The following is a 1,363-nucleotide window of genomic DNA, read 5'->3' as shown; positions in this document are numbered from 1 at the left end:
TTTTGTCTTGAGAACCAATATGTTACAAAAACAGGGCTTTTTTTCTACTCTTTTTTTATATCGAACTCAGGTTATTTAATATATTCATCTTAGCTGTATTATCGAGTATTTAAAAAAATAAAGAGCTAACTAGTAGCTCTTTATTTTATATTTATAAACTATATATTAACGGCATTCAGATGGGACATACTTTTCGAAACCCGTTGCAGAACATGTCCATGTTACATTATCACCAGTGTAAGTAGGTTCTAAAACGACGGGTACTGACTTCGCTGCTGCAGTTGTAGTCACAGTAATAATACCTGTAGCATCAGCACAAGCAGCACTATCAACATTTGGAGTTGAAGAGGCAGAACCTGAAGCAAATGTAATCACTCCAGCACAGTTACCACTAGCTGGAATAGCTGCACCACCAGCGTTCATGATATTTTCCGCAACAGTCGCTTTCATCGCCGACGCAGTAGTTACTGCTTCAGTGACTTTTGCACGTACTGTATAGTCTGTATAAGCAGGAATCGCAATTGCAGCTAAAATACCAATGATCGCTACAACGATCATGAGTTCAATTCATTCCATAAGTCACTTTATATGGACACGCTCCAAACTGTTGAATTCTATTCATTTAGTCCATTTTATATTTTGTCCATATGGACATACTTTTATAACGACAAATTTTTCAAGTTTGTCCATATACTCAAAAAAATGCGTAAAGTGTTTAAAACGAGTTTTAGTCCTCCTAATTAAAAATGAGCAATCTCCAAAAGAAACTTTTTGTATTCATACCGACCTTAAAATTTTATGTTTGTTATGCGTCATACAAAATATAAAAAATTTTATGCTCAAAAGGAGATGAATGATGACCAACCACGAGTTTATATAAATACATCTAGATGCTGAAACAAAGCAATTGGCAGAACGAACTGCCGCTACTCTGGGTTACGCTACACTCACCGATTTTTTTATTTAATTCAAAATCACGCACCGCAAGTTTTACAAGAACACGTTCATATTCAGTTAAGTCATGCTCAGTTCGAGCAATTTATCGAAGCATGTCGCACTCAAAATACAGTTCCTACCCGATTAAAACAGGCTGCCCAGCTTTTAGATAAAGAAATTTTTAAGGAGCAGAAATGAAAGTCATTACATGTGCTGAGCTGCAAGACAATTTAGCGGATATACTCGATTACGTTATAGACGATCATGCACCTATACTTATTAATAGAGAAGATAAACAAGCCATGGTGATAATAAGTCTAGATGATTGTAATACCTTTAAAGAAACAGCTACAGAGGTGGTCCCACTTGTTTGAACAACTAAAAGCGTATTTATAAGTGATATTCCGCTCTAGTTAAGCCACCTTGT

General features: G+C 35.7%; 3 protein-coding genes. 2 read left to right on the top strand and 1 reads right to left on the bottom strand.

Features of this window, described 5'->3' with window-relative positions; all coding sequences use genetic code 11:
- Positions 1-165: 165 nt before the first annotated feature.
- Positions 166-558: a pilin gene (locus tag HHA42_RS13300; RefSeq protein WP_168526858.1), complete on the bottom strand. Its 393-nt coding sequence runs from the start codon at positions 556-558 to the stop codon at positions 166-168.
- Positions 559-906: 348 nt separating this feature from the next.
- On the opposite strand from HHA42_RS13300, the gene HHA42_RS13640 reads away from it, so the two are divergent.
- Both HHA42_RS13640 and HHA42_RS13290 read left to right on the top strand, forming a co-directional pair.
- Positions 907-1,134 carry a DUF1778 domain-containing protein gene (locus tag HHA42_RS13640; RefSeq protein ID WP_354667091.1) on the top strand — a complete coding sequence of 76 codons (228 nt, stop codon included), beginning with the start codon at positions 907-909 and terminating at the stop codon, positions 1,132-1,134.
- Positions 1,131-1,310, top strand: a complete 180-nt coding sequence (locus HHA42_RS13290) for a type II toxin-antitoxin system prevent-host-death family antitoxin (RefSeq protein WP_168526856.1) — start codon at positions 1,131-1,133, stop codon at positions 1,308-1,310. The genes HHA42_RS13640 and HHA42_RS13290 overlap by 4 nt, the downstream gene beginning before the upstream one ends.
- Positions 1,311-1,363 lie beyond the last annotated feature (53 nt).

The organism is Acinetobacter sp. A3 (assembly GCF_012371415.1).
Taxonomy (GTDB): domain Bacteria; phylum Pseudomonadota; class Gammaproteobacteria; order Pseudomonadales; family Moraxellaceae; genus Acinetobacter.
Note: the sequence above shows the minus strand (reverse complement) of the source record. Positions and strands in the feature narration are given on the sequence as shown.